This window comes from Pigmentiphaga sp. YJ18, assembly GCF_038066655.1.
Lineage (GTDB): Bacteria > Pseudomonadota > Gammaproteobacteria > Burkholderiales > Burkholderiaceae_B > Pigmentiphaga.
The window spans coordinates 256,668-282,961 of sequence record NZ_JBBUKU010000006.1 but is presented as its reverse complement, the minus strand read 5'-3'; the positions used below and the strand labels follow the sequence as shown (position 1 = coordinate 282,961).

Sequence of the window (26,294 nt, the reverse complement as noted above, 5' to 3'; positions counted from 1 at the left end):
TCGCGCATGGTTTCCTCTCTGCTCAAGAAAATTTTCGGCAGCCGCAATGACCGGCTGCTGAAGCAGTACGGCAAGTTGGTCGCTCGGATCAACACGCTGGAGTCCCAGACCGCCGCACTCAGCGACGAGCAACTCACGGCCCGCACGCAAGAGTTCAAGCAACGCTACCAGAACGGCGAGTCGCTGGACGACCTCCTGCCCGAGGCCTTCGCCGTCGTGCGCGAGGGCGGCAAGCGGGTGCTGGGCATGCGCCACTTCGACGTCCAACTGCTGGGCGGGATCGTGCTGCACAGCGGCCGCATCGCCGAAATGCGCACGGGCGAGGGCAAGACCCTGGTGGCGACGCTGCCGACCTACCTGAACGCCATCGCCGGCAAGGGCGTGCACGTGGTGACGGTCAACGATTACCTGGCGCAGCGGGATGCGGCCTGGATGGGCCGCCTGTACAAGTTCCTGGGCCTGTCGGTGGGCGTGGTGGTCTCGCAGCAGCCCAACGAGGAAAAGATCGAGGCCTACCGGGCCGACATCACCTACGGCACCAACAACGAATTCGGCTTCGACTACCTGCGCGACAACATGGAATACCGCGTGGAGGACCGCCGCCAGCGCGCGCTGTTCTACGCGGTGGTCGACGAGGTCGACTCCATCCTGATCGACGAGGCGCGCACGCCGCTGATCATCTCGGGCCAGGCCGAAGACCATACCGAGATGTACATCCGGATGAACGCGGTGCCGCCGCTGCTGACCCGGATGGCGTCCGAGCCCAAGTCCAACGAGCCCGAGCCCGAGGGTGACTTCTGGGTGGACGAGAAAAGCCATCAGGTCTACCTGTCGGAAGCCGGCCACGAGAAGGCCGAGCAGATCCTGGAGCGCCAGGGCCTGCTGCCCGAGGGCGAGTCGCTGTACGAGCCGCGCCACATCAGCCTGATGCACCACCTGATGGCGGCGCTGCGGGCGCACAACCTGTTCTTCCGCGACCAGCACTACGTCGTGCAGAACAACGAAGTGGTCATCGTCGACGAATTCACCGGCCGCCTGATGGTGGGCCGCCGCTGGTCCGACGGCCTGCACCAGGCGGTCGAGGCCAAGGAAGGCGTGAAGATCCAGAACGAGAACCAGACCCTGGCCTCGATCACCTTCCAGAACTACTTCCGGATGTACGAGAAGCTGGCCGGCATGACCGGCACGGCCGACACCGAGGCCTACGAGTTCCAGGAAATCTACCGCCTCGAGACCGTGATCATGCCGACCAACCGGCCCATGATCCGCGCCGACCAGAACGACCAGGTCTTCAAGACCGACCAGGAAAAGTACAACGCCATCCTGGAAGACATCCGCGATTGCCAGAAGCGCGGCCAGCCGGTGCTGGTGGGTACCACCAGCATCGAGAATTCCGAGCTGCTGTCGGCCATGCTGGTGAAGGCCGGCCTGAAGCACGAGGTGCTCAACGCCAAGCAGCACGCGCGCGAAGCCGAGATCGTGGCCGAGGCCGGCAAGCCCGGCCACATCACCATCGCCACCAACATGGCGGGCCGCGGCACCGATATCGTGCTGGGCGGCAGCGTCGACAAGCAGGTGGACCTGATCCGCGCCGACGACGCGCTGTCCGAGACCGAGAAAGACATCCGCATCGCCCGCGTGCGCGACGAATGGAAGCCGCTGAACGAGCAGGTCAAGGCCGCCGGCGGCCTGCGCATCATCGGCACCGAGCGCCACGAATCGCGCCGCATCGACAACCAGCTGCGCGGCCGCGCCGGCCGCCAGGGCGATCCGGGTTCGTCGCGCTTCTACCTGTCGCTGGAAGATTCGCTGATGCGCATCTTCGCCGGCGACCGCGTGCGCGCCATCATGGAGCGCCTCAAGCTGCCCGAGGGCGAGCCCATCGAGGCCGGCATGGTCACCCGCTCCATCGAGTCGGCCCAGCGCAAGGTCGAGGCCCGCAACTTCGACATCCGCAAGCAATTGCTGGAGTACGACGACGTCGCCAACGACCAGCGCAAGGTCATCTACACCCAGCGCAACGAAGTCCTGGAAGCCCCCTCCATCGCCGACGTGGTCGCCAACCTGCGCGTGGCCACCTTCACCGAGACCTTCCGCGGCTACGTGCCCGAAGACTCGGTCGAGGAACAATGGGACGTGCCGGGCCTGCAGAAGGCGCTGGAGCTGGAATGGCAGGTCGAGCTGCCGCTGGCCGAGATGGTGGAAGCCGAACCCAACCTGACCGACGACGACCTGCTCGAGCGCGTGCTCAAGGCCTCGGCCGACGCCTACGATGCCAAGGTGACCCTGGTGGGCATCGAGATGTGGGGCCAGTTCGAACGCTCCATCCTGCTGCAGTCCATCGACACGCACTGGCGCGAGCACCTGGCCATGCTGGACCACCTGCGCCAGGGCATCCACCTGCGCGGCTACGCCCAGAAGAATCCCAAGCAGGAATACAAGCGCGAAGCCTTCGAGCTGTTCTCCAACATGCTGGACCGCATCCGCAACGACGTCGTCAAGGTGCTGATGACCGTGCGCGTGCAGTCGGCCGAGCAGGTGGAACAGGTCGAGCAGGACGCCGCCCTGCCGCACGTGCAGAACGTGCAGTACCACCACTCCGACTACGACGAGGCCCTGGCCGCCGCCAATGCGGCCGCGGGGTCCGGACAGGAACCGATGCGCAACGTGCTGCCCAAGGTCGGACGCAACGATCCCTGCCCCTGCGGCAGCGGCAAGAAGTACAAGCAGTGCCACGGGAAACTCGCGTAGGGGGGAACCCCCTACGCGAGTTTCCTGGTAGGCCCACCCCCTACCCGCTTGCGCGGGCCCCCTCAAGGGGGCGATGCGGGTGGAGCGGCAAAGCCGGATCCACCGCATCCTGGGTCTAGTACCGTTATCTTGGGTTTGGCGCGGTTGCTATCGCTGGCAGCCAGCGGTAGCAACGGTGATCCAATCCAAGAAGCGCGTACGAGACCCAGGAAACCGCGGATCTGGCTTTGCCAGTCCGCCGGTTTCGCCCCCTGGGGGGCGCGCGTAAGCGCGTAGGGGGGGGCTACACCACCTCGAACATGGCCTCGATCTCGACCACCACGCCGTGCGGCATGCTGTTCACGCCCACGGCCGTGCGTGTATGGGCGCCGGCTTCCCCGAACACCTCCACCATCAGGTCCGAGGCGCCGTTCACCACCTCGGCGATGCGCACGAAGTCCGGCGTGGCGGCGACGAAGCCGCGCAGGTTGACCACCGACACGATGTCGTCCAGGCCGTGGGGCAGGGCGGCGTGGGCCTGGGCCAGCACGTTCAGCGCGCTGGCGCGCGCGGCCTCCTGGGCCTGGGTCAGGTCCAGGGTGTCGCCCACGCGGCCGACGTGGCGCAGTTGCCCGTTCACGCTGGGCAACTGGCCCGAGACGAACAGCAGGTTGCCCAGCTTGCGCGCCATGCGGATGCGCGCGGCGCGCGCCGCGGGCGCGGGCGGCAGGACGATGCCCAGGGCCGACAGGCGGGCGTCGATGGGGCTTGGCATGGGTGGGACTCCCGATGATGACAAAGGAAGCCATTCTCTCGCCCGGGCTCATGGCGCGGGCTGATTTTTCGCGCCGGGGCCATAACCATCCGGTTGGAACCGCGGGCGAAACTGGAATGCGGCCGCTGCCGGGGGCTCCGTATCATGGCCGTTTCGACAAGGAGCACGCATGCTGTACATCATCTATCAGGAAGACCGGGACGACGGCGCGGCGGAGATCCGCAAGCAGGTCAAGCCCGCGCATCTGGACTATCTGGCCCGGTTCGAGTCCAGGCTGGTGCTGGGCGGGGCCATGCTGGCCGAGGACGGCGTCGGGCGCACGGGCAGCGTGCTGATCCTGAACGTGGGCAGCCTGGCCGAGGCCGAGGCGTTCTCGCGCGACGAGCCGTTCCGCAAGGCCGGCCTGTTCAAGAGCGTGAAGATCTCGCGCATGCGGCGCGGACAATGGAATCCGGCGGCCGCGCCCGCCACCGCCGAGGGCAACTGACCGGCATCAGGCCGCGGGCGGGCGGTGGTAGAGTTCGCCGGCGGCCTGCTCGAGGCTGTCCACCATGCGCAGCGCGGCGGCCGACAAGCTGTTGTGGGCGTGGGTGATGATGCCCACGGGCAGGGCGGGATAGCCGATGTCCACCGGCAGCTTGGCCAGGATGCCTTGCTCGATGTCGGCCTGGACGATCTGCCAGGGCAGCGCGGCCACGATGTCCCGTTGCAGCAGCAGCGCGCGTATCAGCGGGAACGACAGGGTCTCGACGATGCGGGCGGGCAGGTCCAGCCCCTCGCGCGCGAAGAACATATGGATGGGCGTGCGCGCGACGCTGCTCGCGTGCGGCATGACCCATTCCTGCGCGGCCAGGTCCGCGGGCGTGGGCGCGGCCTTGTCCGCCAGCGGATTCTGGCGTCCGGCCACCAGCACGATGGGTTCGAAGTACAAGGGGATCTGCCGGATCTGCCCGTGGCCGTCCTGCTCGGACATGCGTCCCACGACGATGTCGATTTCTCCCGATTGCAGCCCGCTCAGCAGCCTTTCCTTGCTGCCGTCCACCACCGATACGCGCGTGGCGTCGCCGCCGGCGAAGAACAGCGACAGCGCGCGCGGCAGCAGCGTGGGCAGGGCCACCATGTAGCTGCCTATCGCCAGCTTGCCGGCCGATCCCTGGCGCAGGGCGGTCAGTTCCTCGGCCGCGCGCTTGAGTTCCGCATGCAGCGAATGGGCATAGCGCAGGACGTGGCTACCGAACACGGTGGGCACGACGCCCTTGGCGGTGCGATCCAGCAGCCGCTCGCCCAGCAGCGTCTCGAGTTCGTGGATGGTCTTGGACACCGCGGGCTGCGACATGTGCAGCGTTTCCGCCGCGCGCGACAAGGCACCGCATTCGGCCACGGTCTTGAACATCAGCAGATGGCGCAGCTTGACCTGGGTGGTCAGCACGCGCTCGATCGATCGCTCGGCTTCCATGTATGAACCCCGACGGCAGGAAGGAGAGGGTGGAGGCCGACCCATAACCATTTGGTTTGCCCGGCCGCCCGAATGCGAATGATCGCACGGCCGGGCCGCTGATAGAGTGGCCGCATCCCTGCCATGCCGGAGAGTGCCTTGAAGATCACCGCTTTTTCCCTTGAACACCTGAGCCTGCCCGACGAAGATCCCAACTGGAAATTCGCGGGCCAGGCCTATCCGACCAACGATGCCGTCGTGCTGACCCTGACGGCCGAGGACGGCACGCAAGGCTGGGGCTATGCCGCGGCCTTTCCCCATCTGGCCGCGACGGCGCTGGGGGTGGAAGGCGCCTTGCAGCGCATCTGCCCGGCGCTGGTCGGCCAGGACGCGATGGCGATCGAGGCGAACCTCGTGCGCGTTCAGGCCGCGCTGGTGGGCAACAATCCCGCCAAGGCGGCCATCGACTGCGCGCTGCACGACCTGAAGGCGAGGCTCCTGGGCGTGCCGCTGTACGAGCTGCTGGGCGGCAAGACCACCGACCGTATCGCCATCTGCCGCATGCTGGGCCTGAAGACGCCTCCCGAGATGGCCGAGCGCGCGCAGCGCCTGGTGGACCAGGGCTACCGCCACCTGAAGCTCAAGGTGGGCGGTTCCGTGCGCGAGGACATCGAGCGCCTGCGCGCGGTGCGGCGCCAGGTGGGCGACGCCGTGCGGCTGGTGGCCGACCCCAACCAGTCCTACCGCGCCAAGGACGCCATCGTGTTCGCCCAGCGGGCCGTCGAATTCGACGTGGACATCATCGAGCAGCCGGTGCGGGCCGACGACCTGGACGGGTTGCAGGAAGTCACGCGCGCCTCCAGCATCGCCATCGAGGCCGATGAAAGCGCCTATGACGCGTCGTCGACCTACCGCCTGGCGGCGAGCCGCTCGATCAACGCGGTCAGCCTGAAGGTGCCCAAGATGGGCGGCCTGCGCGCCGTGCAGACGGCCGCGCGCATCTGCGAAGTCGCGCACCTGGGATGCCGGATGGGCGCCAACGTCGGCAGCCAGTTGCTGGCCGCCCATGCCCTGCACCTGGCCGTGGCGCTGCCCAACATCACCTATGCCTGCGAGCTGGCCGAGTTCCAGAAGCTGCTGAACGATCCGTTCGAGGGCCTGAAGGTCGTGGACGGCCATCTCCACGTTCCGGAAGGCCCGGGCGTGGGCGTCGTCCGCCGCGCGTCCTGATCGCGTCCGTCCGTACATTTCTTTTCAAGGAACGTCCATGGAATTGACCATGCTTCCCCGCCGCCCCCTCCTGCAATCCGCACTGTTCCTGCTGGCCGCGACGCTGGCCGGCAACGCCGCCGCCCAGCCGCTGCCGCGCCAGATCCGCATGGTCGTGCCGTTCTCGCCCGGCGGTCCGGCCGACCTGATCGCGCGCAAGCTGTCCGAGCGCCTGGGGCCGCAGCTGGAGGCGACCGTGATCATCGACAACCGCCCCGGCGCCAACGGCACGATAGGCGTGCAGGCGGTGGCCAAGGCTGCGCCCGACGGCGGGACCCTGCTGTTCGCGACCTCGGGCATGCTGACCATCAGCCCCGTCCTGTACAAGGACCTGAACTACGACCCGTTGAAGGACCTGAGTCCGATCGGCCGCGTGGTGGCCAACGGCACCGCCCTGCTCGTGGGCAAGCAACTGCCGGCCAAGGACATGAAGGAGTTCGTCGCCTACGCGCGCCAGTCCGCGAATCCCGTTCCGATCGGTTCGGCGGGGACGGGCAACATCACGCACCTGTACATGGAGCTGATGAAGGATGCCACGCGCGGCAACTTCGTCCACGTGCCCTACAAGGGGGTGGCGCCCGCGCTGACCGACGTCATGGGCGGCCAGATCGCCGGCGTGTTCGTCGACCTGCCGGCGGCGCTGCCGCTGCTCAAGGGGGGGAAGGTGAAGGCCCTGGGGCTGGTGGGCACCGAGCGCAGCCCGTCGGCGCCCGAGATTCCCACCATTGCCGAGCAGGGCTATCCGGGAGTGGATGGCGTGAGCTGGTTCGGCGTGCTGGCGCCCGCCGGCATGGCCGCCGACAAGGTGCAGGCCATTCACGCGGGCATCGCGCGGGTCCTGGCCGATCCGGCCATGATCGAGAACCTGAAGGAAATCGGTTCGGTTCCCGCCTTGAACCAGCCGGCGCAGATGACCACGCTGATGCGCGACGAGCAGGCGCGCTGGGCGCGGTTGATCAAGGCGCGCAACATCCAGGTCGACTAACCGCTTGGCGGGCGGCCCGCGGGGCCGCCCGGGCCGGTTCAGTTGCCGGCCGTATTCTTGTCCGCGGCGCCGTGCTTGGCGCGGACCTTGGCCACGTGGTCGGCCAGCAGCTGCCTGGCCAGTTCGCCGTCGCGCGCCACGATGGCCGCCAGCATCTTGCGGTGCCGCTGCACCAGCCGCTTGCCCACCGCCGGCGTCGTGTACGGATTGACCGAGCGGTACAGCACGTACGAGATCGCCTTCATGATCGACGACAGGAACTGGTTGTGCGAGGCGTCGACGATGGACTGGTGGAAGGCCAGCGAGGCGGTGGTCAGTTTCTCCGGCGTGAAGTCTTCCGGCGAGGACACCAGTTCCTCGACCCGTGCCAGGCACGCTTCCATCTTGGCGATGTCGTCGGCGTTCGCGAGCTTGGCGGCGATCTCGGCGGCGCTGGCCTCGATGATGAGCTGAGCGTCGAAGACCTCGTCCGAGCCGACGCCGATCAGCTTGAGCTGGATGGCCAGCGCCTCGACTACCGGCGCGTCGTTGCCATTGGCGATGCGCGTGCCGCCGCCCGCGCCCGTGCGCACGTCCACCACGCCCAGCGCCTGCAAGCGCCCCATGGCTTCGCGGATGGGCAGGCGGCTGACCTGGAACTGCTCGGCCAGATCGTTCTCGGAACCCAGGAAATCGCCGGGTTGCAGCTTGCCGTCGAGCACGGCTTCCTTGATCTGTTTTTCAACGCGCATGGCCGTGGATTCGGTGCGTCCGGCGCGCCACACAGGTAGATCGGCTCTCGTACGTGCCATTTTTTCTGTTCCACCGTTCATAAGTCGCAGACTGTATGAGCGATTATATCCGCTCTCATGACCTCGGGCCCCCTGCCGCGATACGGCGACCCGGGCTCAGTATAAACACTAAAAAATCCGCTCATCTCATCAAAAAACATTACGGAATCAATGCGTTAAGACGGCCTGCCCGGTCCGCGCGCGTGTCGGGCCGCGAGGGAGCGGCCTTGACACTCCTGGTGATCACTCATACAGTATGACTATTAAAATAACTTACCAGAAAACGGGCAAATGGGGACACATCGATATGGCTCGAGGGGCGCGGCATGGCGCAAATAGTCCTCGGGCTGGGAACCTCGCACGGGCCGCAGCTTTCCACGCCTCCCGACAAATGGCGCCTGCGGGTGGAAGCGGACCGGGCGGAGACGGCGCATCCCTATCGCGGCGCCACCTACGGCTTCGACGAACTGGCCGCGATGCGGGCGGCGGAAGGCCTGGACGAACGCGTCACGCCTGATGCCATGGCCGGCCATGCGCAGCGCTGCGCAGAGGCGGTCGAATCACTGGCCGCGCGCCTGCAGGAAGCCCGCGTGGACGTGGCCATCATCGTCGGCAACGACCAGCGCGAGGTGTTCGGCGCGCGCCTGACGCCCGCGCTGTGGATGTACGCGGGGGCCGAGGTCGCCGACGAGCCCGTGCATCCCGAGCGCCTGGCGAAATTGTCGCCGGCCATTGCCATTTCGGCAACGGCCATCAAGCCCGCCGTGTCGTCGCGCTACCCCGGCCACCCGCAACTGGCGGCCCACCTGGGCGCCGCGCTGGCCGACGCCGGCTTCGACCTGGCGCAGTCCGACGAGATGCCGCAGCGCGGACCCGGTCCGGCCACGGGCATGCCGCATGCCTTCGGCTTCGTCTATCAACGGTTGATGAAGGGCAGCGTGCTGCCGCACGTGCCGTTCATGCTGAACACCTTCTATCCCCCCAATCAGCCCCGCGCCGCACGCTGCATGGACTTCGGCCGGGCCCTGGCCCAGGCGGTGGCCGCGTGGCCGCAGGCGCTGCGCGTGGCGCTGATCGCCTCCGGGGGGCTGAGCCACTTCGTCATCGACGAGACCTTCGACCGCGCCCTGCTGGATGCCATGCGGCGGCGCGACGAGGACTGGCTGCGCGGCATCGACGAGGCGACCCTGCAATCGGGCACGTCCGAGTGCAAGAACTGGCTGCCCGTGGCCGCGGCGTGCGCCGAGGCCGGGCTGGAGATGGAACTGGTGGACTACGTGCCGTGCTACCGCTCGCATGCGGGTACCGGCACGGCCATGGCATTCGCGGCCTGGCGATAAGGCCGCGGCAAAGGAGCAAGAAGTGCTGTCCAGGAAAGACAACGACATGCTGACACAGGTGGGGCCGGGAACGCCCATGGGCGAGCTGTTCCGCCGGTTCTGGCTGCCGGCCCTGCTGGAAGAGGAACTGCCCGAGCCCGACGGCGCGCCCGTCAGGCTGCGGCTGCTGGGCGAGGACCTGGTGGCGTTCCGCGACACCAGCGGCCGGGTCGGGCTGGTGGATGCCTATTGCGCGCACCGCCGCGCGGGGCTCTATTACGGCCGCAACGAAGAGAACGGCCTGCGCTGTGTCTACCATGGCTGGAAGTTCGATGTGGAGGGCCGCTGCGTGGACATGCCGTCCGAGCCGCACGAGACCAACTACAAGGACCGCGTGCGGATCACGGCCTATCCCACGGCCATACGCGGCGGTGTCGTCTGGGCCTACATGGGACCCGAAGGCACCCAGGGGCCGCTGCCGGAATTCGAGTGGTCGGAGCTGCCCGTCGCGCAGCGCACGGCCACCAAGCGGCTGCAACGCTGCAACTGGGCGCAGGCTGTGGAAGGCGGCATAGACTCGAGCCACATCTCCTTCCTGCACAGCCGCAAGGAGGGCACGGACTCCGGGCCGCGCAATCCCTATCACCAGAGCGACCGGCATCCGGTGTTCGAAGTGAGCGAGAGCGAGGCCGGGCTGGTGATCGCCGCCCGCCGCAACGCCGAGCCTGGCCATTACTACTGGCGCGTCACGCAGTTCCTGCTGCCGTTCTACACGATGATCCCGCCGGTGGGCGCGTTCAAGGAATCCAGCCGCGAGCCCTATGACGGCCATGCTTGGGTGCCGATCGACGACCACACGACCTGGACCTGGTCGTTCAGCGCCAGCCCGGCACGCCCGTACTCGGACGAGGAACGCGAGACGCGCGGCGGACGCAAGGGCTTCTGGGGGCCGGTGGACGAGGCCTACCTGCCCCTGCTGAGCGCCGACAACGACTACGGCATCGACCGCGAGAAGCAGCGCAACGACAACTTCACCGGCATCACCGGCATTCCCAACCAGGACGCCGCCGTGCAGGAAAGCATGGGCGCGGTGGTCGACCGTTCCAAGGAAAACCTCGGCCATTCGGACCGCGGCATCGTGAACTTCCGCCGGCTCATGCTGCGCCTGGCCAAGGCGCTGGCGGCCGGCGAGGTGCCCGAGGCCGCGCGGCGCGGCGACCTGTACCGCGTCCGCTCGGCCTCGGTGGTGCTGCCGGCCGACGTGCCGGTCGAGACCGGCGCCGCCGGATTGCTGAAAGCGGCGCCCGCCCCGGCGGACCGCTGACACGCCAAACAAGGAGGAGACACTATGCAAGGCAAGAGACTCGCCACGATGCTGGCCACCTGTATGCTGGCCTGCACGGCCGGCGCGGCCTACGCGCAGAAAGCCAAGAACACGCTGCGCATCGGACTGGTCGAACCCATCTCCAGCATGATCCTGTACGACGGGCCCAATCCCGAGGTGGGCATGTTCTCGCGCGGGCTGTTCGATCCGCTGCTGTGCTTCGACAATCGCACCGGCAAGTTCGCGCCCAATCTCGCCAGCTCCTGGAAGTGGCTGGACGACCAGACGCTGGAACTGAAGCTGCACACCGGCGTGAAATTTCACGACGGGTCGGCCTTCGACGCCGACGACGTCATCTATACCTTCGGCTGGCTGACCGATCCCAACAACGGCCTGCGCTTCGCCGAGAACTACGCGCCGTTCAAGCGCGCCGAGAAAGTCGACCAGTACACGGTGCGCATCCACACCAACGGCCCGGCACCCACGGCGATGCTGCGGCTGGCCTACTCCACGCCCATCGTGCCGTCCGACCTGCACGGCAAGTACAAGAACAAGGGCGATTTCGGCCGCAAGACCCCGATCGGCACCGGACCGTTCAAGGTCGAGAGCTTCACGACCGACAGGATCGTGCTCGTGCCCAACCCCGACTACACGCACGGCACGCCGTGCAAACCGGCGGCACGCGTGGCGCGGGTCGAGGCCGTGCCTATGCCGGACACGCAGACCCAGATCGCCAACCTGGCGACCGGCAACATCGATTTCATCAAGGTATCGGACAAGGCCCAGGCCGACATGCTGTCCAAGCAGCCGACCCTGAAGATGAGCGCCAACGAGGGCCTGACCTTCCAGTTCATGGCCATCGACTCGGCCGGCCGCTCGGGCAACGCCGCGCTGTCGAACCTGAAAGTCAGGCAGGCGATGGCGATGGCGGTCAATCGCACGCTGGTGGCGCGCAGCGTCACGCCGGGCGGCGATGCCGTGATGGCGCCGGATGCGCTGTGCCTGCCCATCCACCGCGCCTGCGCCTACTCGACCAAGCCCCCGGCCTATGATCCGGCGGGCGCCAAGAAGCTGCTGGCCGAGGCCGGCTACCCCAACGGCTTCGACGTCGAGCTGACCGCGACGCCGGGGTCCACCGGGCTGGCCGAGGCGGTCGCGGGAGAACTGCGCAAGGTCGGCATCCGGGCCAAGGTCGATCGCATCACCTTCGCCGGATATCGGGAGAAGCAGCGCCAGGGCAAGCAGCAGGTGCTGATCAGCCTGTGGACCTCGGGCGGCCTGCCGGATGCCTCGTCGCCGGTCCAGTTCCTGTTCGCCCCGGGCGCGCGCGACTACTGGCACGACAAGCAGATCCAGGCCTGGATGAAGGAGGGCATGGCCACCACCGACGAAGAGCGCCGCGAAGCCATCTACAAGAAGGCCTACGACCGGGTCAACGAACAGGCGTACGTGGTGCCGCTGTCGACCAAGCCGGACGTATTCATCCACAACCGCGACCTGGTGCTGGACAAGACCTCGGGCGGCGTCTACGGACTCGATTTCTACGAAGTCCACTGGAAGTGAGGACGGCATGCTCCAGTTTTTCATCCGCAGGCTGGGCGTCTCGCTGCTGGTGGCCATCACCGTCTCGGTGATCGGCTTCGCCCTGCTGCGATTGTCCGGCGACCTGGCCTCGGCGCTGGCGGGCGAAACCGCCACGCCCGAGGAGATCGCCCGCGTGGCCGCCATGTACGGCCTCGACCGGCCGCTGTACGTCCAGTATTTCGACTGGGTGTGGAGCGCGCTGCATGGCGACCTGGGTACCTCGCTGTTCTCGCGCGTGCCCGTGCTGGAACTGATCGTCGATCACCTGGGCGTGACCATCGCGCTGGCGCTGTGCTCGCTGCTGCTGTCGCTGCTCGTCGCCATTCCGCTGGGCGTGGTGGCGGCCATGCGGCCCAACACCTGGATCGACCGGACGGCGCTCGCGCTGGCCGTGTTCGGCCAGGCCATTCCCAACTTCTGGTTCGCGCTGATCCTGATCTTCGTGTTCGCCGTGAAGCTGCAATGGGCGCCGGTCTCGGGATCGGACACCTGGGTGCACTTCATCCTGCCGACTGTCACGCTGGGGCTGGGGACCATGCCGGCCAAGATGCGGCTCACGCGCACCGGCATGATCGATGCGTTGTCCTCGGACTTCGTCCGCACGGCGCGCGCCAAGGGGTTGTCGGCCCGTGCGGTGCTGTTCAAGCACGCGCTGCGCACGGCCATCCTGCCGGTGGTCTCGGTGTCGGCGGTGTCGCTGGGTTTCCTGCTGGGCGGCTCGGTCATCGTCGAATCCGTGTTCGGCCTGAACGGTATCGGCCAACTGGCCTTCCAGTCCATCAGCCAGATCGACTTCCCCGTGGTGCAGTCCATCCTGGTCTTCCTGGCGTTCTGCTACATCTTCCTGACGATGCTGGCGGATCTGATCAACGCGCGCCTGGATCCGAGGATCAAGCTATGAGCACTGTCATGGACGCAAACCTGGCGGACCCAAGCGCTGCGCGCAGGGATCCGACTTCGCCGCGGGCGATCATGCGGCGGCGCGCCCGCTCGCACGTCGGCTTTCTGATCGGCGCGGGCATCGTGCTGGCGGCCGTGCTGGTCGCGGTGTGCGCGCCGTGGCTGGCGCCCTACGATCCCTATGCGCAGGATCTTTCCAAGACGCTCGTCGATCCGGTCTGGACCACGGGCTCCTGGGAGCACGTGCTGGGCACCGACTCGCTGGGCCGGGATTACCTGAGCCGACTGATCTACGGCGCCAGGGTGTCGCTGACGGTGGGCTTCGGCGCCGCCGCCATCGCCGGGGTGATCGGTTCGCTGCTGGGCCTGGTGGGCGGATACTTCGGCGGCCGGGTCGACACCTTCGTGGTGTACGTGCTGAACGTCAAGCTGGCGCTGCCCAGCGTGCTGATCGCCCTGTCGCTGGTTTCCATCGTGGGCGGGTCGATGACGGCCATGGTGGTCATCCTGGGTCTCCTGACCTGGGACCGCTACACCGTGGTCACGCGCAGCGTGGTGCAGCAGATGCGCAGCAGCGAGTTCATCCACGCTGCGCAGGCCATCGGCGCCTCGCACACGCGGGTGCTGTTTCGCGAGGTCCTGCCCAACGTCATGAACCAGATCATCGTCGTGGCCAGCCTGGAGATCGCCATCGTCATCCTGATCGAGGCGGCCCTGTCCTTCCTCGGCCTGGGGGTGCAGCCGCCCACGCCGTCCTGGGGTCTGATGGTCTCGGAAGGGCGCGCGATGATGTTCTTCAAACCTTATCTGATCGTGTTGCCCGGCATGGCGATCTTCCTGCTGGTCATGGCGATCAACCTGGCGGGCGACGGACTGCGCGACATCACGGCGCCGGAGGGCAGGGCATGAGCGCGAATTCCCAACCCCTGCTGCAGGTCGACGGCCTGTCGGTGGAAATGGACGTGCCGGCCGGCCTGCTGCACGCGGTCAGCGACGTCAGCTTCGAGGTCGGCGCGGGCCGCACTTTCTGCCTGGTGGGCGAGTCGGGCTGCGGCAAGACCATGACCTCGCTGGCGCTGATGCAGCTGCTGCCCCGCAAGGCCCGGCTGTCGGCGCGACGCATCCTGTTCGAGGGACGCGACCTGGCGCGGATGTCGCCGCGCGAGATCGCGCGGCTGCGCGGGGACCGGATGGGCATGATCTTCCAGGACCCCATGACCGCGCTCAATCCCGTCTACACCATCGGCGACCAGCTGGCCGAGGTCTACGTGCGCCACCGGCGCGCCAGCCGCAAGCAGGCGCGCGAGCGGGCAGTCGAGCTGCTCGAGCGCGTCGGCATCATGTCGGCGGGGCAACGGCTGGCGCAGTATCCGCATCAGTTGTCCGGCGGGCTGCGGCAGCGGGTCATGATCGCCATGACGCTGATGTGCGAGCCCTCGCTGGTCATCGCCGACGAACCCACCACCGCGCTGGACGTGACCGTGCAGGTACAGATCCTGCAACTGCTCAAGAAGCTGCAGGCCGAGATGGGCATGGCCATCATCCTGATCACCCACAACCTGGGCGTGGTGGCGCGCATGGCCGACGACGTGGCCGTCATGTACGGCGGGCGCATCGTGGAGTCCGGCTCGCCGGCGCAGGTTTTCGGCCGCGCCAGCCATCCCTATACGCGCGGGCTCATGGCCTGCATGCCCACGCGGGGCGAGGCGGGTCCCGGCCAGCGCCTGGGCTCCATACCGGGCACCGTGCCCTCGCTGGTGGGCGCGCCCCAGGGCTGCGCGTTCCGCAATCGCTGCGCCCACGCGGGCGAGGCTTGCGGGCACGGCGTCATCGCGATGCGGGATGCCGGCGCGGGGCACCACTACCGCTGCGTCCTGGCCGCGGGGGCCGAAAGCGGACGCCATGCCGTCCAGGAGGCGCTGCAATGAACACGGTTTCCCTGGATACCGCGCGTCCCGCCGTGGCCGCGGACAAGGCCACGGTGCTGTCCGTGGAGCATCTGTGCAAGACCTATCCGGTGGGCGGCGGGCTGTTCAAGCCGCCCCGCCCGTTGCGCGCGGTGGACGACGTCTGCCTGACGGTGCAGCGCGGCGAGACGCTGGGCATCGTGGGCGAGTCGGGCAGCGGCAAGACCACGCTGAGCTGGATGATGCTGGGCCTGCTGCGGCCCAGCTCGGGCGAGATGACGGTGGAGGGCCGCCCGATCGCCTCGTTCGACCGGCTGGAGATCGCCCGCAAGATCCAGCCCATCTTCCAGGATCCGTATTCGTCGCTCAATCCCCGCCAGACCATAGGCGAGATCGTCGGCGCGCCGCTGGCCGTGCACCGGGTCGGCGACGCCGCCCAGCGCACGCGGCTGGTGCGCGAGATCATGGACAAGGTCGGCCTGCCCGCGCGCTTCGCCCATGCCTATCCCAGCCAGATGTCGGGCGGGCAGCGCCAGCGCGTGGCGATCGCCCGCGCCCTGGTGCTCAAGCCCGAGATCGTGGTGTGCGACGAACCGACGTCGGCGCTGGACGTCTCGGTGCAGGCGCAGATCCTGAACCTGCTGAAGGACCTGCGCCAGGAGCTGGGACTGACCTATGTCTTCGTGAGCCACGACCTGGGGGTGGTCGAATACATCTCGGACCGGGTCGCGGTCATGTACATGGGGCGGGTGGTGGAAACCGGCAAGGCCTCGCGCCTGATGTCCGCGCCGCGCCATCCGTACACCCAGGCGCTGATGGGGTCCATCCTGACGCCGGATCCGGCGCTGGGGCTGCCCGAGCTGCACCTGGGCCGGGGTTTTCCGGATCCGCTGAACGCGCCGCCGGGATGCCACTTCCACCCCCGCTGTCCGGAGGCCGCCGATATCTGCCGCACGACGGCGCCACCCCAGCGGCACGACGAACAGGGCATGGTGGAGTGCCACCTGCGAGGCGGCGCGCCCGCGCAGGTCATCTCCTGGAAAACGGGCACCTAGGCCTTTTCACGGTATTTTCCCCATCATTCACGCGGAGTTACATCATGGGTCATTCTCAGGCAGCGGCGGCGGACGCCTCCAGGCTTTCCGCATTCGGCGAATTCTTCCATACCATCGACGGCAAGCCGGAAAGCAGCGGCGCGCACTTCGACGTCGTCAATCCTTCCACGGGCCAGCCCTTCGCCCGTTGTCCCGACGCCTCGCGCGCGCAGCTCGACAGCGCGGTCGCGGCGGCGCGACGGGCGTTCGTGCCCTGGCGCGAACTGTCGTTCGCCCAGCGCCGCGAATACCTGCTCAAGCTCGGACAGGCCCTGAAGGAGTCGATCGAGGAACTGGCTCCTCTCCTGACCTCGGAACAAGGCAAGCCGCTCGCGCGCGCCCGGGAGGAACTGAACCGCGCGGTGGCGCAGTTCGATCTGCTGTCGCGCATCGAGATCAAGCCGGAAGTGTTCCGGGACGACGCGCAGGGGCGCACCGAACTTCACTACCGCCCGCTGGGTGTGGTCGGTGCGATCACGCCCTGGAACGTGCCCATCGTGCTGGCCGTGCCCAAGATCACGCAGGCCCTGTATGTGGGCGATACCGTGGTCGTCAAGCCTTCGCCGTATACGCCGCTGACGACGCTCAAGCTGGGCGAGCTGGCCCAGCGCGTGCTGCCTCCGGGCGTGCTGAACGTGGTGGCGGGCGGCAATGACCTCGGCCAATGGATTACCGAGCACCCCGGCATCGACAAGATCTCGTTCACCGGATCGGTGGCCACCGGCAAGCGCGTGCTGGCCAGCGCCGCCGGCACGCTCAAGCGGGTGACGCTGGAGCTGGGCGGCAACGACGCGGCCATCGTGCTGGAGGACGTCAAGCCGGCCGAGATCGCGCCCCGCATCTTCCAGGCCGCCTTCGTCAACAGCGGCCAGGTCTGCATGGCCATCAAGCGCCTGTACGTGCATGACAGCATTTACGATGACATGTGCGCCGAACTGGCGGCCCTGGCCGGGAAGGTCCGCGTCGGCGACGGTTTCGATCCGGACGTGACGATGGGACCGGTGCAGAACAAGATGCAGTACGAGCGGGTGCTCGGCATCCTGGAAGACACCAAGGGGACCGGGGCGCGCATCCTGGCGGGCGGCAACGCGCGGCCGGGACCGGGCTACTTCATCGAGCCCACCATCGTCGCCGACATCGCCGAGGGCACCCGCCTGGTGGACGAGGAACCCTTCGGTCCGGTGCTGCCCGTGATCCGCTACACCGACGTCGACGACGCCATCCGGCGCGCCAACGATACGCGCTTCGGCCTGGGCGGTTCGATATGGACCAACGACCTGGTGCGCGGCGAAGCGCTGGCCTCGCGGCTGGAAGCCGGAACGACCTGGGTCAACCAGCACGTGGGCACCGAGCCCGGCGTGCCCTTCGGCGGCTGCAAGGAATCGGGCCTCGGGCGGGAATACTCGGAGCTGGGCCTGAAGGGCTACATGGAGGCGCAGGTCGTCAAGGTGGCCCGCGCCGGCTGACGGGGAAACGCAAGCCGGGAGCGGGGCAGGGCCCCGCGGCCGGCGTGTACAATTTTGCATCCATTTTCCCCATGCTCCGCCTCATGACCGATTCCAAGCGCGCCAGGCAAGGCCGCGCGGGCGCCGAAACCGCATCGGCCACGCCCGCGTGGGAACCGGTCCACATCGAGACGCTGTCCAACCAGCTTATCCAGCAGATCCGCGATTCCTTCCTGGCCGGCCGGCTCAAGACGGGCGACTACCTGGGCAGCGAGCGTTCGCTGGCCGAGCAGTTCGGCGTCTCGCGGGTCGCCATCCGGGACACGCTGCGCTCGCTGGTGGCCATCGGCCTGATCGAGGTGCGCACCGGCAAGGCCGGTGGCGCCTGGATCGCCGCCGGCAATATCTCCCACTACGCCGATCTGCTGTCCATCCAGTTGCGGATGATGGGGGTAACGGAACTGGAGATGGTCGATGCCCAGGCGGCCATCGAGATCCAGGCCACCGGGCTTGCCGTGCTGCATGCCGGCCCTGACGACCTGGCGCGGCTCGAGGAATTCGTGGCGCGCCTGCACGCCTCGATGAACGAGCCGGAAGTGTTCACCGGCCTGGCGATGGATTTCCACGCCCTGGTGGTGCAGGCCTCCAAGAACCGCGCGCTGTCCGCGCAGTTCCTGGCCATCCGGCAGATCCTGCAATCGAACTACAGTCTGCACGCGCGCCAGGACCGGGCCGAGCGCACGGTGGCATTCGCCCAGAAGATGCTGGCGCATTTCCGTGCGCGAGACGCGGTAGCGGCGCGCAACGAGATGGCCGCGCGCCTGGCCCACATCCGCACGGCCACGCTGGACCTGACCGGCGCCTATTGGCTGGAACCCGAACCGCAGGCCGCCCCGGCGCCCGCACCGGCACCGCGCCGCGCGCGCCGGGCCTGATCCCTCCGCCTACATCCCTATCCAGACCCGGCCGCCGTCGACTTTCGTGGCGAAGGTCCGCACGCCTTTCTTGCAGGGCGCGGACAGCGCCTGCCCGGTCCGGATGTCGAACCTGCCGAAGTGCAGCGGGCACTGGACGGTGCCATCCTTGACGTAGCCGTCGGACAGGCGCGAACGCATGTGCGTACAGATGTCCGACGTGGCGTGATAGCCGTCGTCAAGACGAAAGAGCGCCAGTTCCAGCCCTCCCGTTTCCACGTGCAGCACTCCGCCGCTTTCCAGGTCGTCCGCGCCGCATACCGGATGCCAGGACAGCGCCTGGTCCGCGTCGGTCTCCACTGCCGCAATACGCGCTTGCATGTTCCACCTTCTCGTCGGTTATCGATGGGCTTTCTTTTTTGCGTATGGTAGCATGGTAAAACAGTATGCGTGTTTGTAAGACGCAAGAGAACATCCGTGAAGAGGAGAGCATCGTGTCAGGATTCGCAGACTATCCGGGAGACCAGGTGCGGGCCAAGGTCCGCCATCCCATCATCGACAGCGACGCGCACATCATCGAGTGCGAGTTCGTGCTGAACGACTACGTCAAAGAGATCGGCGGTGCCGAGCTGATGGAGCGGTCGCGCCAGCGCGGCCGCAAGGGGCCGGCGTTTTCCGACAACGCCACCAAGGGGCTGTGGTGGGGCGCGCCGTCGGGCAGGAACACCAGCGACCGCGCCATGGCCATGCTGCCCAAGTACTTCCGCTCGCAGATGGACCGCGCGGGGCTGGACTTCGCCCACATGCTGACGACCAACGGCATAGGTGGCCTGTACATCCCCGACGACGAGCTGCGCCAGGTCCGCTGCCGCGCGCTCAACACCATGTACGCGGACATGTTCAGGGACGTGGGCGACCGCATCCGCCCGGTGGCCGTCATTCCCACCTACACGCCCGAGGAAGCCATACGCGAGCTGGATCACGCGGTGCTCGAGCTGGGACACAAGGCGGTGATGATAGGCACGGAGATCCGCACGCCGCATCCCGACGTTGCCGCGGCCGCGCCAGACCTGGCGGCGCACGCGCAGAAGGTGACGTCCATCGCCATGGACAGCCCGCACGACTACGACCCGTTCTGGCGCCGTTGCGTCGAGCTGGGCGTGGCGCCGCTGTGCCACACCTCGGCCCATGGCGCCCGTACGCGCAACTCGCCCACGAACTACGTCTTCAACCACCTGGGCAGCTTCGCGTCGGGATCCGAGTACTTCTGTCGCTCGCTGTTCCTGGGCGGCGTGACGAACCGCTTTCCGACCTTGAAGTTCGGTTTCCTGGAGTGCGGAGCGGGCTGGGCGCTGACCTTGCTGAACGACATCGTCGAGCATTGGGAGAAGCGCAACGTGCGCTATCTGCAAAGCAGCCTGGACCCGGACAAGCTGGACATCGCGCTGATGGCCGAGTTGTTCGAGAAGTTCGGCGACGCGCGCCACACGGCCGAACGCTTTCTGCAGAACCCGCACCACGGGCTGGCCCGGCCGGGGCGGCCGGCGCTGTTCGATGAATTCGGCGCGGCTGGCATGACCGAGGTGCGCGACCTGCGCCGGCTGTTCTGCGACAACTTCTATTTCGGCTGCGAGGCCGACGACCGGATGCTGTCGGTGGCGTTCAACCGGCGCCTGAATCCGGTGGGCGCCACGCTCAAGGCCATGTTCGGTTCCGACATCGGACACTGGGACGTGATGGACGCGCGCAGCATCCTGTCCGAAGCCTACAACCTGATCCAGGCCGAGCTGATCACGGAAGAGGACTTCAAGGCGCTGACCTTCGACAACTGCGCGGAAATGATGCTGTCGATGAATCCCGCCTATTTCGATGGGACGGTCATCCAGGACGCGGCGCAGGCATTCCTGCGGGAGCGCACGCCGGCGGCGGCCTGATCCGCCGGCGCTCCGGACGCGGTCCGGAGCGCGCCGTGTTCAGGCCAGCGCCGCCAGGCGTTCGCGCCAGCGCGGCAGCGCCTCGGGGTTGCGCACGTGTAGCGGCGTTTCCCCCCGCAGCGCACGCAGGGTGTTCTCCAGCGCGACCCCCGGCATGCGGGCATACAGCTCTTCCGAATGGCCGACGACGTGGCCGGTGCCTATCACCGCGGGATGCCGGCGCAGCGCGTCGTCCGCCGGCAGCGGCTCGGTCTCCCAGGTGTCGATGGCCGCGCCCGACAGCCGTCCCGATTCCAGCGCGGCCAGCAGCGCCGCCTCGTCCACGCAGCCGCCGCGGCCGACGTTGATCAGGCTGGCGCCTGCCTTCATCTTCGCGATCGCGGCCGCGTCGATCAGGTGATGGGTTTCCCGGGTCAGCGTGACCAGGACGACGGTGGTATCGGACTCCGCCAGCAAGGTGTCCAGCGATACCAGTTCGGCGCCGTGGTCCCGGACCACGTCGGCCTGCACGTAGGGGTCGGCGACGAGGATGCGGCAGCCCCAGGGGGCCAGCATCCGGGCAACGGTGCGGCCGATATTGCCGAAGCCCACCAGGCCAACCGTGGAGCCATGCACCATGCCGCCCAGGGGCGCGGGGCGCCAGACGCCGTCGGCCAGCGTGCGCATCTTCGCCAGCAGCCGCTTGCGCAGCGCCGCGATCAGCATGACCGACGCCTCGGCCATGCCGACGAAGTTCTCGGCCGCCGCGCCATGCGCGACCACGATGCCGAGTTCGCTGGCGCGGGCGACGTCGATGTGCTCGGTGCCGATGATGGGGGAGGTGACCACCTTCAGCCGGGGCGACGCCTCCAGCACTTCGGCCGGAATGCGGATGCCGTTGAACATGCCGACGTAGGCGTCGGCTTCGGGACAGAAACGGGCCATGAGTTCCGGGGTCCAGTGCTGCGCCTCCACCGGCAGCCGGCTGACCGCGCAGCCGGCCGATGCCAGCAGGTCGGCCAGGCTTTCGTAGGGCCCCAGGCGGGCCGAGATGACCACGTTGTATGCCATTGCTTTGCTCCTCTCTTCCGGTTGCCAATCGTTTTATACAGCTATACCATTATACTAATTATTTGGTAATACCAAATAAGCAAACCCCCGGTAGGAGAGAGACATGAGCAAGAAAGACATTGCTTCGCTGGTGGACGACCGTCCCGAGGACGGCGTCTTCCGCCTGCACCGCAGCGTGTTCAGCGACCCCGAGATCTTCGAGATGGAAATGAAGTACATCTTCGAGCGGAACTGGGTTTTTCTGGGCCTGGACTCGCAAGTCCCCCATCCCCATGACTACATGACGACGACGGTGGGCCGCCATCCGGTCGTCGTCATGCGCGACGGGGAAGGAAACCTGAATGCCTTCATCAACAGCTGTCCGCACAAGGGGGCCAGGCTGTGCCACCTCGCGCAGGGCAATCGCAAGATCCACGTCTGCCAGTACCACAGCTGGTCGTTCGACAGCGCGGGCCGGATACGCGGGCTGAAGTTCAAGGACGACGGCCAGTACAGCCCCGCCTTCGACAACGACAGCCACGATCTGGCGGCGCTGCCGCGCTTCGAGGTCTACCGGGGCTTCATGTTCGGTGCCCTGTCCGCCGACGTCCTGCCGCTGTCCGAATACCTGGGCGAGGCCAGGACCTTCATCGACATCGCCGTCGATACCAGTCCGCAGGGTCTGGAGCTGGTGCCGGGGGTGGTCGGCTTCACCTTCGAAGGCAACTGGAAGCTGCAACTGGAGAACTGCTCGGACCAGTATCACTTCACCTCCACCCACCCGTCCTATCTCAAGGTGCTGGACCGGCGCGCCGAGAAAGGCTGGGAAGGCACCGTGCGCGCCAACGTGCGGGGGCGGGGCGGGCGCAAGGCCATGCAGTTTCCGGCCGACGGGCTCGAGCACATCGCCGGCGGCTCCACATCGTTCGAGCACGGCCACAACCTGAACTGGAACCGGCGCACCGTCAACGACAGCCATCCCCTGTTCGAGCGCGCGGAGGAACTCAAGGAACGGTTCGGCGAAGCCCGGCGGGACTGGATGTTCAACACCCGCAACCTGACGCTGTTTCCCAATGTGCAGGTAGCCGAGAACGCCTCCAGCCAACTGCGCATCATTCGCCCGATCTCGGTCGACAAGACCGAGATGCTGACCTATTGCATAGCGCCGGTCGGCGAAAGCGCCGCGGCGCGGGCCCAGCGCATCCGGCAATACGAGGACTTCTTCAATCCCAGCGGCCTGGCCACGCCCGACGACACCGTCAACTATGAAGACTGCCAGGACGGCCACCTGAATCCGGTCTCCCCCTGGCTGCAAGGCCACGCGCGCGGCATGATGCTAGCCGGTCCCGACGGCGATCCGTTCATCGACCGGCTGGGCGTCAAGGCCTTGTCGTCGGTCATCGGCGGCGTGGAACTGGGCGACGAGACCATCTTCCACACCTATTACCGTTCCTGGCGGGCCTTGCTGCAGGCGGGCCAGCGCGCCGACGAGGCCGCCGCACGCAGCCAGCCCGCCCCCGCATCCGCCCGCCTCGTGGAGACCGTACGATGAACCAAGCCCTGACGCCTGCCCACGCGGCGGAATACCTGTACCGCGAGGCCCACCTGCTGGACCGGCAGCGCTTCGACGAATGGGTCGACCTGTACACCAGCGACGCGGTCTACTGGATCCCGGCCTGGAAGAGCGAACATCAGCCCACGGAGAACCCCGAGACCGAACTGTCGCTGGTCTACTGCGCATCGCGCAATGCGCTGGTGGACCGCGTCTGGCGCCTGAGCTCGAACCTGTCGGTCGCCTCGATGCCACTGGCCCGCACGGCCCATGCGGTGTCCAACGTCATCGTCGAGCAGGCCGGCGACGACACGATGGACCTGCGCTCGAGCTGGACCTCGCATGTCTACAATCCCAAGTACAAGTCGCAGCACGTCTACTTCGGATCGTACGAGCACCGGCTGCAGCGCGTGGACGAGGGCTGGAAGATCGCCCGCAAGAAGATCACGCTGATGAACGACTTCATCCCCACGGTCCTGGACCTGTACATGGTGTGAGCGGGAAACGAAGAAGGCCGCCGGGGCGCGAACCCCGGCGGCCTTTTTCCATTGCGCCGCCGCCGGCCTCAGAACCGGTGCATGATGCCTATGCCCACGAGCTGCGGGTCGGCCCCCACCGGCAGTCCGGACGGCGCGGAACTCATGCTGTTGCCGTTCCAGTCCAGGTTGTAGTTCCTGTCGTTCAGGATCTTCTGGTAGTTGACGTACAGGTTGGTGCGTTTGGACAGGAGGTAGCGGAAGGCCAGCAGGTAGCCGTGGGCGCCCGTGTCGTCGCAGCGCGAGGCCACGTTGCAGCCGCTGATGTTGGCCAGGTGCATGTACTCGGCGATGAAGTGGTAGCGCTTGCCTTGGCCGAAATACTGCGACATGCCCAGGACCAGGCCGCGCTGCCGCAGCTTGTGGGCGCTGGGGTCGGCGGTGGCGCCGACATTGAGCGACGCGCCGCCGTTGGTGATCTGGCTTTGCAGCAGGATCAGGCTGACCTGGCCCGTATCCGAGTAGGAGTAGCGCAGCCTCAGCTTGTGACCTTCGCTCTGGCCCTGGGTGCCGGCAGGCAGCGCCCCGCTGGGCGTGGTCAGTTCGTTGCCGCGATTGCGCGCGTAGTCGTAGCCGTACCCGAAGGGGCCTTTCGTGCCTTGCAGGGTCAGGGCCCAGAGTGAACCGTTGTTCCTGGTGGTCGCGTTGATCGTCTCGCGGTGGGTGCTCGAGGCTCCCACGATGACCTCGAACAGGCCGAACAGGCGGGGAGATATGTATTTGACGGCATCGTTCACGCGGACCACGCCCACCGCCATGCCGCGTCCGATTCCCCCGCTCTGCACGCCGAAGCCGCTGGAAACCCAGTCCGAGCCGGTCTGGTTGATGTAGGGGCTGGTCCAGAACAGGTCTTGCCGGCCGAAGCGCAGCGTGCCCAGCGCGTCGCTCTTCAGGCCGACGTAGGTGGTGCGCGATCCCAGGGTGCCGGTGGACGTGTTCGGCTTGCCGTTGGGGCCGATGTTGCCGCCGTTGTCCATGTTGAAGCCGCCTTCGATGACGAAGTGCGCGCTTAATCCGTTGCCCAGCGATTCCGTGCCCCGGAAGCCCAGCCGCGAACCCGAGTCGTACAGGCGGCGCACGCGGGGAATGTCCGAGGCGGGGCCGGCGGTGGCGCCGGCCGCCTTGTACATGTCCAGGCCCACCGAGGCCTTGCCGTAGATCTGAACTCCGCTGCCACCTCCTGCCTGGGCGTGCGCCTGGCCGATGCATGCCGCGGCAAGGGCGGCCACGGTACAGGACAGATGCAGGCGATTGCCGTTACGGCGACGATCCAGTTTCATCGTTGTCTCCTCCTTTTTGATATTACTGTATGCGTGTTATTGTTTTGCGCATACTGTATGAGCAAAAGAAAGGAGTGTCAACGAAGAAAAACCCGGCATGCCGGGTTTTTGCTGGCGGGCGCGCGAGCAGGCTAGTGTGCCTGGACGTCCTCGTCGCGCAGGCCCATTGCCTGGCGGTACGCGGCCTTGACCTCGTCCGGCTGGCCGGCCTGGAACGGATAGTCGGCCAGGTGCTTGCCGAGTATCGGATGCGCCAGCAGTTGTTCGCGGGTCAGGCCTTCGGTGAACAGGTGGCGTCCGGCGATGGGCAGTTCGACGCATTCGTTGGCGGCCGGATCGCGGATCAGACCGCTGGGATCGCGTCCGTCGGCGACGGCGTCCATGTCCTCGCCGAAGCGCTTGCGCAGCATGGCGATGCCGCGGTCGCTGGAGGCCAGGTTTTCCTTGGTGCGGTCGGCCACGGTGCCTTGTCCGACCCAGGCCACGAAGTCCTGGTTCATGACGTGGCTGGAGATCCAGCGGCCGGTGTCGGGGTCCACCACGGGCCCGTGCCAGGCCGGGATGGGGCCTTGTTCATAGGGTTCCTGTTCCTTGGGCACGCGCGAGAACGCCCAGGCGATGCTGAGCGTGTTCTCGTCGTCGATGGGAATGCGCCACTCGATGTGGTCGCCCAGGCAGAAGGCCTGCGGCCACAGGCAGACACGGCCCACGGTCCACAGCGGATGGCGTTCGCTGGTGTCCTCGCGCAGGCGCTTGTAGATGATGCCGTAGTCGAATTCCTCGAAGTCCACCTTGACGTGCGTGGGGGCGTAGGGGCCGGTCTCGCCTTTCAGGCGGATGCTCCAGTTCGAGTGCATCCATTCGAAGTGCACGGGGTCGATCGAATTCTCCTGGCATTGCAGCCAGTTGCAGGGAATCTCGGAGATGACGATCTGGGCGAAGCCATTCTTCCAGGTGAAGGGTTCCCAGTTGGGAACCAGCGGCGCGGGCTGCGGGCCGAGATAGGCCCACAGCATGCCGGCCTTCTGCTCCACGGGATAGGCGGTGATGCGCAGGCGTTCCTTCATGCGCGCGTGCGGCGCAGCGATGTCCTCGTAGGGTTGCTCGGTACAGCGTCCGTCGCGGTCGAACAGCCAGCCGTGGTAGTTGCAGCGCAGGCCCGACTGTTCGACGAAGCCATAGGACAGGTCCGCGCGCCGATGGGCGCAGCGGCGGTCGATCAGGCCGAAGTTGCCGCCCAGGTCCTTGTACAGGACGAGGTCTTCCCCCAGCAGCCGGATGGGCTTGGTGTCCATCTTGTCGAATTCGCTGGCCGCCGCGATGGGGTGCCAGTAGCGCCTCAGCAATTCTCCCATGGGGGTGCCGGGCCCTACCTGGGTCAATTGGCGGTTCTTCGCTTCGCTAAGCATGTGTCGTCTCCCTCTGCATCCGGCGACCACCATGCGGGGCTGCCTGCAAGTCGTTCATTGTCGGTGAATCAAGTCTGCTATTTAACATACAGTATGCGTGTTA

Annotated in this window: 23 protein-coding genes; 16 read left to right on the top strand and 7 right to left on the bottom strand. The window is 67.1% G+C overall.

Annotated elements, in window-relative coordinates; translation table 11 throughout:
• The first annotated feature begins 6 nt into the window (after positions 1-6).
• Entirely contained in the window at positions 7-2,751 is a 2,745-nt protein-coding gene (secA, locus tag WKR98_RS28075) for a preprotein translocase subunit SecA (RefSeq protein ID WP_341435283.1), read from the top strand.
• A gap of 283 nt (positions 2,752-3,034) precedes the next feature.
• Here the strand turns inward: secA and WKR98_RS28070 are convergent, their stop codons facing one another.
• Positions 3,035-3,505, bottom strand: a complete 471-nt coding sequence (locus WKR98_RS28070) for a RidA family protein (RefSeq protein ID WP_341435282.1) — start codon at positions 3,503-3,505, stop codon at positions 3,035-3,037.
• Between the two features lie 169 nt (positions 3,506-3,674).
• On the opposite strand from WKR98_RS28070, the gene WKR98_RS28065 reads away from it, so the two are divergent.
• The gene (locus WKR98_RS28065; protein WP_124691217.1) at positions 3,675-3,992 is read left to right on the top strand and encodes a YciI family protein; all 318 of its coding nucleotides are present in this window, start codon (positions 3,675-3,677) and stop codon (positions 3,990-3,992) included.
• Positions 3,993-3,998: 6 nt separating this feature from the next.
• On the opposite strand, the gene WKR98_RS28060 is transcribed toward WKR98_RS28065, so the two are convergent.
• Positions 3,999-4,961 carry a LysR substrate-binding domain-containing protein gene (locus tag WKR98_RS28060; protein WP_161567929.1) on the bottom strand — a complete coding sequence of 321 codons (963 nt, stop codon included), beginning with the start codon at positions 4,959-4,961 and terminating at the stop codon, positions 3,999-4,001.
• A 138-nt stretch (positions 4,962-5,099) separates the two neighbouring features.
• Here WKR98_RS28060 and WKR98_RS28055 point away from each other — a divergent pair, with 138 nt between their 5' ends.
• On the top strand, positions 5,100-6,170 hold the full coding sequence (locus WKR98_RS28055) for a mandelate racemase/muconate lactonizing enzyme family protein (RefSeq protein ID WP_341435281.1): 1,071 nt from the start codon (positions 5,100-5,102) through the stop codon (positions 6,168-6,170).
• A gap of 37 nt (positions 6,171-6,207) precedes the next feature.
• Entirely contained in the window at positions 6,208-7,194 is a 987-nt protein-coding gene (locus WKR98_RS28050; RefSeq protein WP_124691214.1) for a Bug family tripartite tricarboxylate transporter substrate binding protein, read from the top strand.
• A gap of 38 nt (positions 7,195-7,232) precedes the next feature.
• Here WKR98_RS28050 and WKR98_RS28045 read toward each other — a convergent pair whose 3' ends face one another.
• Positions 7,233-7,985, bottom strand: a complete 753-nt coding sequence (locus tag WKR98_RS28045; RefSeq protein ID WP_161567926.1) for a FadR/GntR family transcriptional regulator — start codon at positions 7,983-7,985, stop codon at positions 7,233-7,235.
• 305 nt (positions 7,986-8,290) lie between these two features.
• Here WKR98_RS28045 and WKR98_RS28040 point away from each other — a divergent pair, with 305 nt between their 5' ends.
• The 9 genes from WKR98_RS28040 (at position 8,291) to WKR98_RS28000 (ending at position 18,472) form a co-directional block, all read left to right on the top strand.
• Positions 8,291-9,304: a DODA-type extradiol aromatic ring-opening family dioxygenase gene (locus WKR98_RS28040; protein WP_341435280.1), complete on the top strand. Its 1,014-nt coding sequence runs from the start codon at positions 8,291-8,293 to the stop codon at positions 9,302-9,304.
• Between the two features lie 22 nt (positions 9,305-9,326).
• Positions 9,327-10,607 carry a Rieske 2Fe-2S domain-containing protein gene (locus WKR98_RS28035; protein ID WP_341435279.1) on the top strand — a complete coding sequence of 427 codons (1,281 nt, stop codon included), beginning with the start codon at positions 9,327-9,329 and terminating at the stop codon, positions 10,605-10,607.
• A 24-nt stretch (positions 10,608-10,631) separates the two neighbouring features.
• Positions 10,632-12,170: an ABC transporter substrate-binding protein gene (locus WKR98_RS28030; protein ID WP_124691210.1), complete on the top strand. Its 1,539-nt coding sequence runs from the start codon at positions 10,632-10,634 to the stop codon at positions 12,168-12,170.
• A gap of 7 nt (positions 12,171-12,177) precedes the next feature.
• Positions 12,178-13,092 carry an ABC transporter permease gene (locus WKR98_RS28025; RefSeq protein WP_341435278.1) on the top strand — a complete coding sequence of 305 codons (915 nt, stop codon included), beginning with the start codon at positions 12,178-12,180 and terminating at the stop codon, positions 13,090-13,092.
• Positions 13,089-14,000: an ABC transporter permease gene (locus WKR98_RS28020; protein WP_341435277.1), complete on the top strand. Its 912-nt coding sequence runs from the start codon at positions 13,089-13,091 to the stop codon at positions 13,998-14,000. Before WKR98_RS28025 ends, WKR98_RS28020 begins: the two co-directional genes overlap by 4 nt.
• Positions 13,997-15,019 carry an ABC transporter ATP-binding protein gene (locus WKR98_RS28015; protein ID WP_341435276.1) on the top strand — a complete coding sequence of 341 codons (1,023 nt, stop codon included), beginning with the start codon at positions 13,997-13,999 and terminating at the stop codon, positions 15,017-15,019. Before WKR98_RS28020 ends, WKR98_RS28015 begins: the two co-directional genes overlap by 4 nt.
• Complete coding sequence (locus tag WKR98_RS28010) at positions 15,016-16,053, top strand: ABC transporter ATP-binding protein (RefSeq protein ID WP_124691206.1); 1,038 nt, start codon at positions 15,016-15,018, stop codon at positions 16,051-16,053. Before WKR98_RS28015 ends, WKR98_RS28010 begins: the two co-directional genes overlap by 4 nt.
• Before the next feature lie 44 nt (positions 16,054-16,097).
• Positions 16,098-17,558, top strand: a complete 1,461-nt coding sequence (locus WKR98_RS28005; RefSeq protein WP_124691205.1) for an aldehyde dehydrogenase family protein — start codon at positions 16,098-16,100, stop codon at positions 17,556-17,558.
• An 83-nt stretch (positions 17,559-17,641) separates the two neighbouring features.
• Positions 17,642-18,472: a FadR/GntR family transcriptional regulator gene (locus WKR98_RS28000; protein WP_161567925.1), complete on the top strand. Its 831-nt coding sequence runs from the start codon at positions 17,642-17,644 to the stop codon at positions 18,470-18,472.
• A gap of 9 nt (positions 18,473-18,481) precedes the next feature.
• Here WKR98_RS28000 and WKR98_RS27995 read toward each other — a convergent pair whose 3' ends face one another.
• Positions 18,482-18,832, bottom strand: coding sequence for a non-heme iron oxygenase ferredoxin subunit (locus tag WKR98_RS27995; RefSeq protein WP_341435275.1), 351 nt, complete (start codon positions 18,830-18,832; stop codon positions 18,482-18,484).
• 113 nt (positions 18,833-18,945) lie between these two features.
• Between WKR98_RS27995 and WKR98_RS27990 the strand changes: the two genes are divergently transcribed.
• The gene (locus tag WKR98_RS27990) at positions 18,946-20,385 is read left to right on the top strand and encodes an amidohydrolase family protein (RefSeq protein ID WP_341435274.1); all 1,440 of its coding nucleotides are present in this window, start codon (positions 18,946-18,948) and stop codon (positions 20,383-20,385) included.
• Positions 20,386-20,424: 39 nt separating this feature from the next.
• On the opposite strand, the gene WKR98_RS27985 is transcribed toward WKR98_RS27990, so the two are convergent.
• A complete protein-coding gene (locus WKR98_RS27985) occupies positions 20,425-21,435 on the bottom strand; it encodes an NAD(P)-dependent oxidoreductase (protein ID WP_341435273.1) in 1,011 nt (336 codons plus the stop codon).
• A 103-nt stretch (positions 21,436-21,538) separates the two neighbouring features.
• Between WKR98_RS27985 and WKR98_RS27980 the strand changes: the two genes are divergently transcribed.
• The gene (locus tag WKR98_RS27980; RefSeq protein ID WP_341435272.1) at positions 21,539-22,966 is read left to right on the top strand and encodes an aromatic ring-hydroxylating oxygenase subunit alpha; all 1,428 of its coding nucleotides are present in this window, start codon (positions 21,539-21,541) and stop codon (positions 22,964-22,966) included.
• On the top strand, positions 22,963-23,463 hold the full coding sequence (locus tag WKR98_RS27975) for an aromatic-ring-hydroxylating dioxygenase subunit beta (RefSeq protein ID WP_124691199.1): 501 nt from the start codon (positions 22,963-22,965) through the stop codon (positions 23,461-23,463). Before WKR98_RS27980 ends, WKR98_RS27975 begins: the two co-directional genes overlap by 4 nt.
• A 68-nt stretch (positions 23,464-23,531) precedes the next feature.
• On the opposite strand, the gene WKR98_RS27970 is transcribed toward WKR98_RS27975, so the two are convergent.
• Positions 23,532-24,782, bottom strand: coding sequence for a porin (locus WKR98_RS27970; RefSeq protein ID WP_124691198.1), 1,251 nt, complete (start codon positions 24,780-24,782; stop codon positions 23,532-23,534).
• 131 nt (positions 24,783-24,913) lie between these two features.
• Positions 24,914-26,191, bottom strand: a complete 1,278-nt coding sequence (locus tag WKR98_RS27965) for an aromatic ring-hydroxylating dioxygenase subunit alpha (protein ID WP_124691197.1) — start codon at positions 26,189-26,191, stop codon at positions 24,914-24,916.
• Between the last annotated feature and the right edge of the window lie 103 nt (positions 26,192-26,294).

Bases quoted from the DNA above. Each gene is read 5' to 3' on its own strand.
- WKR98_RS28025 (WP_341435278.1), top strand. From the start codon at position 12,178: ATGCTCCAGTTTTTCATCCGCAGGCTGGGCGTCTCGCTGCTGGTGGCC.
- WKR98_RS28010 (WP_124691206.1), top strand. From the start codon at position 15,016: ATGAACACGGTTTCCCTGGATACCGCGCGTCCCGCCGTGGCCGCGGAC.
- WKR98_RS28000 (WP_161567925.1), top strand. From the start codon at position 17,642: ATGACCGATTCCAAGCGCGCCAGGCAAGGCCGCGCGGGCGCCGAAACC.
- WKR98_RS27975 (WP_124691199.1), top strand. From the start codon at position 22,963: ATGAACCAAGCCCTGACGCCTGCCCACGCGGCGGAATACCTGTACCGC.
- WKR98_RS28030 (WP_124691210.1), top strand. From the start codon at position 10,632: ATGCAAGGCAAGAGACTCGCCACGATGCTGGCCACCTGTATGCTGGCC.
- WKR98_RS28060 (WP_161567929.1), bottom strand. From the start codon at position 4,961: ATGGAAGCCGAGCGATCGATCGAGCGCGTGCTGACCACCCAGGTCAAG.
- WKR98_RS28020 (WP_341435277.1), top strand. From the start codon at position 13,089: ATGAGCACTGTCATGGACGCAAACCTGGCGGACCCAAGCGCTGCGCGC.
- WKR98_RS28065 (WP_124691217.1), top strand. From the start codon at position 3,675: ATGCTGTACATCATCTATCAGGAAGACCGGGACGACGGCGCGGCGGAG.
- WKR98_RS27995 (WP_341435275.1), bottom strand. From the start codon at position 18,832: ATGCAAGCGCGTATTGCGGCAGTGGAGACCGACGCGGACCAGGCGCTG.
- WKR98_RS28050 (WP_124691214.1), top strand. From the start codon at position 6,208: ATGGAATTGACCATGCTTCCCCGCCGCCCCCTCCTGCAATCCGCACTG.
- WKR98_RS28045 (WP_161567926.1), bottom strand. From the start codon at position 7,985: ATGGCACGTACGAGAGCCGATCTACCTGTGTGGCGCGCCGGACGCACC.
- WKR98_RS28015 (WP_341435276.1), top strand. From the start codon at position 13,997: ATGAGCGCGAATTCCCAACCCCTGCTGCAGGTCGACGGCCTGTCGGTG.
- WKR98_RS27970 (WP_124691198.1), bottom strand. From the start codon at position 24,782: ATGAAACTGGATCGTCGCCGTAACGGCAATCGCCTGCATCTGTCCTGT.
- WKR98_RS27980 (WP_341435272.1), top strand. From the start codon at position 21,539: ATGAGCAAGAAAGACATTGCTTCGCTGGTGGACGACCGTCCCGAGGAC.
- secA (WP_341435283.1), top strand. From the start codon at position 7: ATGGTTTCCTCTCTGCTCAAGAAAATTTTCGGCAGCCGCAATGACCGG.
- WKR98_RS28005 (WP_124691205.1), top strand. From the start codon at position 16,098: ATGGGTCATTCTCAGGCAGCGGCGGCGGACGCCTCCAGGCTTTCCGCA.
- WKR98_RS27965 (WP_124691197.1), bottom strand. From the start codon at position 26,191: ATGCTTAGCGAAGCGAAGAACCGCCAATTGACCCAGGTAGGGCCCGGC.
- WKR98_RS28040 (WP_341435280.1), top strand. From the start codon at position 8,291: ATGGCGCAAATAGTCCTCGGGCTGGGAACCTCGCACGGGCCGCAGCTT.
- WKR98_RS28070 (WP_341435282.1), bottom strand. From the start codon at position 3,505: ATGCCAAGCCCCATCGACGCCCGCCTGTCGGCCCTGGGCATCGTCCTG.
- WKR98_RS27985 (WP_341435273.1), bottom strand. From the start codon at position 21,435: ATGGCATACAACGTGGTCATCTCGGCCCGCCTGGGGCCCTACGAAAGC.